We start from the raw sequence: 4,841 nt of genomic DNA, 5'->3' as shown, positions 1-4,841 counted from the left end.
CAGCAACATCAACACCAACAATATCAGCAATATCAACAACAGCAACAATCTTCTCCTTGGACAGGTGGAATGGGAACAGGAGGAGCAGGAGGAGCGGCAGCAGGAGCGGCTAGTATTGGTGGAGCAGCAGGACACGCGGGACACGTGGGTCATTAATGAATTGCAGAAAAAAAGACATAATAAAAAACTGCTAGGAAATCCTAGCAGTTTTTTTCAGCTTCTTGGCGCTGACGTTCAATCTCAGCACGAAGTTGCGGCTCAGGTGCTTGCCAGCCTTCTGGTTTTAGAATTTTGCCGTCGCCTTCACGGAAGCGAGGTTTTCCATCAGGGAATAATTTTGCCATGTTTGCATTATTTACAATTTCGAATCCTTTATCTGGACGTACGCCCATTTCTGTAAACGTTCCGAATGCAAAGTAAATAAGGTCAATCAGTGCATCATATTGATCTTCAACAGTCGTTGCTTCTAGAAATTCTTCTAGCTCTTCTTGCATAAAACTCGCACGAATTTTTGCGCGCTCTTCAGCTAATTTGGTTGGAGTATTTGTCACAGGATGTCCGAATACTTCGTGCATTTTTGCAACAAGTTCGTACCCTTTATCTAAACCTTTTTCGTTTGTCATGTTGTTTCAATCCTTTCTCGTTTTCTGCCGAATTTCATTGTAACATAAGGTGATTATGAAATGAAAAGAACATCTTATAGAAAATAAGATGTTCGCTTGTTATTCTTCTTTCTTAATTAAAATAGATAAAATAAGATCAATGCCAAATATACCAACGAGTAACATTGGGATAACGGCCAGTAAGTAACGTGTGAAGGAAACATTTTTCAAGTATGTATGAGCAAATAAAAAGACGCCGAGAAATAAAATACCATTTAAAATAGGCTTTACTAATTTTTTAGACATAAGCTCCCCCATAAATATCTTCTCTCTCTATTTGATAATAAAAAACTCCTCTCTCCGTTGTATCATGCTGGAGAGAGGAGTTCAATCATTTCTCATTCAATTACACCAGAATTTGTAATGTTTACGGTGTATTTTATATTAATTGGAACATCTTTGTACATTCGTCTCCACTCCTCTAATTTGAATGGGCGATAATGGTGTTTATATTTTGCTCCTAGCCCGAGGGGATCGACATTTAAAGATTTAAACTGCTTAATTAATTTGGCAGCCTGTACGTCCAATTGCTTTTGTACATCTTTTTCAATGTTTTTTGTGTTCTTGTTATTTTCTAAGTTAATTTGTTTTGATAATTCTTGAATACGTGCATCAAGATGAACGTTAATGAAAAAAGAAGGCTTCCCGTTTTTAATTTTTATATCGTAAGTTGGAACAGAACGAATATTATTAATCATTACGTACGCAGAATCCGTTTTAAATTCATGTGAATCTAATTTATGTTTCTCTAACAGTCCTTTAAATATGAACATATCTTTTTGCGCAATTTTACCGATATATTTATCTTTTTTAAAAAGACCAATTCCGGTGATTTTTATTTTATCACCATGTTTCTTTAAAATTGGAATATAGTAGTCTTGCCCCTCTTGATAATAACGGAATGCTCCTACATGCAGATTATCTCTTGGTAAAGGACCGGTTTCCATATTATGTTCTAGTAACTTTTTTATATAAATTGCAACGTTGTATGAGGTTGTATATTTGCCTTTTAAAAGTTCAGTGCCATTTCCCTCTAATAAAGCAGCATATAAAGCGTTCCCTATATTCACATCTCGAAGTAATGTATCGAATGAAGTAGACATTCCTGTTTTCGCAAGTCTTATCGTATATAGAGCGACACGCATTTGTCCGCTAGCAAAGGGTTGAGAAGACTCTAAAGATGTGTCTGCTTTTACTTGTTTTACCGCATTTGCGCTGCCTTCAAAAACTTGAACTTTATTTCCTTTTTTCTGAATGGGACAAACGAAGGTTACTTTTACTTTATTATCTTTTCCTACATCAAAAACGCTTCCTTGAATAAGCTGTACATCATCGATAATATTTTTTTGTAAACATCCAGTTAAACTAAAGAATGTTATACAAAAAATAAGTATTAATTTGCTTGTACTTTTGATTTTTTCCATTTTCTTTTCACCCACACAATAATAAATAGGATCGGGATGTATACATAAATGAGCCAAAAACTAACTTTTGACGCATTACTAATAAAATTATTAATATCATGCCTGTTTGTTAAAAGTTGTGAAACAATGAGAGTGATAAGGATGAAAGCAATTAGAACACCTCTTTGTTTCACGCGAAATATTTCGTGAGTTCCTCTCATTGCCGCCCATAAGGGGAGGATGAAACTTGTAATAATAACAAGTGCATAGCCTGAAATTGCAATATATTCGAGCCTTTCTATGAATGGTAATTGAATGACTTGGGTCATAGAAAGTTGTGCCCATATCGTTTTTAACAATTGCTTTTCACTAAAAAAGGTAAAGGCTAAAACGGTACTAAATAAATATAGTAGGTTTGAAAATAGTGCTCCGTATTGAGCGAATTTATGAGATTGTATAGGTTTTTTCACAAAAGGATAAACCATTAGATAAATCTCAAACCCTGTCATACTGTAGATGGACAGATGCGCTGCTTTTAAAATATCTGAAAAAGAATGTGTAAATATAGGAAGTAAATTATCCCAATGTGAGTATTTCAAAACGAATAGGCTAAGAAGTAAATAGCCCAATGTACCGCCAACTGAGATGACGCAAATACCAGTAATGACACGAAATCCAGAAGAAATAATGTAATAGCTAACTAAGCATAAAAAGAGTGTTAACATAAAGGTGGAAGCGGTCGGAAACATCCAGACTTGAATAATTTCAACATATGTTCGGATGACCGAAATACTAACGATTAAAAAATAAGCCATAAAGATGATGCTAATGCTATTTCCTAGCCATTTTCCAAATGTTTGCCGATGTAAATCAATTAAATTCCCATTTGTTTCTTTTAATAAGACATACATCATCCATATAATAATATGGATGAAAATTCCTGTGATTATAACCCCCATCCATCCATCGTATCCAGCAGCTTTTGCAATAATTCGAGCGAATCCGAGAACGCCAGCGCCAAACTGTGCACCGTGAATTAAGAAGAAAACAAAGACAGGAGATATTTGATATTTTTCTTGAACTTTACTCATCAATGCACCTCATTTCTCAATCATCAAAATCCGATCTATGTTTTGTTGAAATTCCTTTCGCAGCCTTTTTTACATGTTGTGGTCTTGCTTGCACATCTCTTGTATCAATCATTGTTAATGGAAAACGGATCCAAGAGTCTTTAACTGATTGTTGCCTTGTCGGATAAAACAAAGCGTACGGCTTACGTAAGGAAGTAAGTCTAAATAGATGAGTAAATAAAAAGATAAATCCAAGAGAAATACCGAAAAGTCCCCCTATTTCTGCAAATATGAGAAACGGGAAGCGTAGTAATCGAACAGCATTACCCATTTTATAAATAGGTGTAATAAAGGAAGCGAGTGCTGATAGTGCAACGATAATTAATAAAATATTACTCGTTAACCCAGCTTGTACAGATGCTTGCCCGATTACGATACCGCCTACAATACCGAGTGTTTGCCCAACTTTCATAGGTAACCTTGCACCAGCTTCTCTTAATAAATCAATTGCGAGTTCTAAAAAGAGCGCTTCAATTAAAGGTGGGAATGGTACTTGTGCCCTTGATAAAATCAAAGTTTCAAGTAAATCACTTGGAATAAGTTCATAATGATAATTTAAAACTGCAACGTATAACGGTGTAGCGCAAATTGAAAATAGAACGGCGATAAGGCGCAAAATTCTTGAAAATGTAGCGTATAGCCAAGAGACATTATAATCTTCTGGTGAAATGAAAAAATCGAAATAGGATACAGGTGTTAGTAAAACACTTGGAGAACCATCAACAAAAATAGCGATTTTTCCATCAATTAGTGCTTTTGTAACTCTATCAGTACGTTCTGTATTGATATAGAGAGGGAAAATTGATTTTTCACCCATCAATTCTTGTATATAAGCACTATCATTAATTTGATCATATTCAAGAGCGCGTAATGATTCCTCGAGAAAATCTACATTATCTTTTTCAGCTAGGTTGTCTAAATACATCATGACAACTTTTGTTTTGGAAAACTCGCCGATAATCATTTCTTTTGTTTGTAAATCTAAAACAGGAAGACGTTTTCGAACTAAATTAATGTTTGTATCAATATCCTCTACGAAACCTTCTTGCGGACCAATAACAGTTGATTCGTTTAAAGGAGGGGTTGGCGCACGATAATTATCAATTGCAATGTTTGCAAGCATACATTTTTGATCTTGCTGATTTAATTGAATGATCGCATGCCCCTTTAAAACCATATCCTCAATTTTTTGTAAGTCGTTCGTAATTGTAATGCCGCTCATCGGAATATGTTCTTTTAGTTGTTCTAGAGAAGCACAAGGTTTCTCTAAAAGAGTAGGCATTAAATATTTCTGTAATTTCTCTCCATCAAGTGAAGGGCGATAGTAAGAAATCCAATAAGGCATCGTCTCATCGTCAGATGTATGGTAATTAATAAAATCACTAGACTTTTTAAGTTTCTCTATTAAATCTTGTAGAGAATGAATACGGTCTTTTTCTGGTTTTGTAAAGTCATAAATACTATTACCTCCAGAGCTTTGTTGCTTACGTTGAGAAGGGTCATCTTGCTTACTGTTTTGTTGTTTACCTTGAGACGAGTCATCTTGTTTAGCGCTTTGTTGCTTATCCTGAGAGGAATCCTCTTGCTTAGCGCTTTGTTGCTTATCTTGAGAGGAATCCTCTTGTTTAGAGCTTTGTTGTTTATTC

Annotated in this window: 5 protein-coding genes; all 5 read right to left on the bottom strand. The window is 35.0% G+C overall.

The window, feature by feature from the left end; translation table 11 throughout:
- Window positions 1–200: 200 nt before the first annotated feature.
- A complete protein-coding gene (locus MR170_RS29670) occupies window positions 201–623 on the bottom strand; it encodes a pyrophosphohydrolase domain-containing protein (protein WP_016080005.1) in 423 nt (140 codons plus the stop codon).
- A 99-nt stretch (window positions 624–722) separates the two neighbouring features.
- Window positions 723–908 carry a hypothetical protein gene (locus MR170_RS29665; protein WP_016080006.1) on the bottom strand — a complete coding sequence of 62 codons (186 nt, stop codon included), beginning with the start codon at window positions 906–908 and terminating at the stop codon, window positions 723–725.
- A 92-nt stretch (window positions 909–1,000) separates the two neighbouring features.
- Window positions 1,001–2,086 carry a Ger(x)C family spore germination protein gene (locus MR170_RS29660; RefSeq protein ID WP_043935255.1) on the bottom strand — a complete coding sequence of 362 codons (1,086 nt, stop codon included), beginning with the start codon at window positions 2,084–2,086 and terminating at the stop codon, window positions 1,001–1,003.
- Window positions 2,056–3,156, bottom strand: coding sequence for a spore germination protein (locus MR170_RS29655; RefSeq protein WP_213744115.1), 1,101 nt, complete (start codon window positions 3,154–3,156; stop codon window positions 2,056–2,058). Before MR170_RS29655 ends, MR170_RS29660 begins: the two co-directional genes overlap by 31 nt.
- 16 nt (window positions 3,157–3,172) lie before the next feature.
- Window positions 3,173–4,841, bottom strand: a 1,669-nt coding sequence (locus tag MR170_RS29650) for a spore germination protein (RefSeq protein ID WP_242310466.1), incomplete at its 5' end; no start/stop codon positions are given.

This window comes from Bacillus cereus group sp. BfR-BA-01524, from assembly GCF_022662595.1.
Lineage (GTDB): Bacteria > Bacillota > Bacilli > Bacillales > Bacillaceae_G > Bacillus_A > Bacillus_A thuringiensis_S.
Note: the sequence above shows the minus strand (reverse complement) of the source record. Positions and strands in the feature narration are given on the sequence as shown.

Bases quoted from the DNA above. Each gene is read 5' to 3' on its own strand.
- MR170_RS29670 (WP_016080005.1), bottom strand. From the start codon at position 623: ATGACAAACGAAAAAGGTTTAGATAAAGGGTACGAACTTGTTGCAAAA.
- MR170_RS29665 (WP_016080006.1), bottom strand. From the start codon at position 908: ATGTCTAAAAAATTAGTAAAGCCTATTTTAAATGGTATTTTATTTCTC.
- MR170_RS29660 (WP_043935255.1), bottom strand. From the start codon at position 2,086: ATGGAAAAAATCAAAAGTACAAGCAAATTAATACTTATTTTTTGTATA.
- MR170_RS29655 (WP_213744115.1), bottom strand. From the start codon at position 3,156: ATGAGTAAAGTTCAAGAAAAATATCAAATATCTCCTGTCTTTGTTTTC.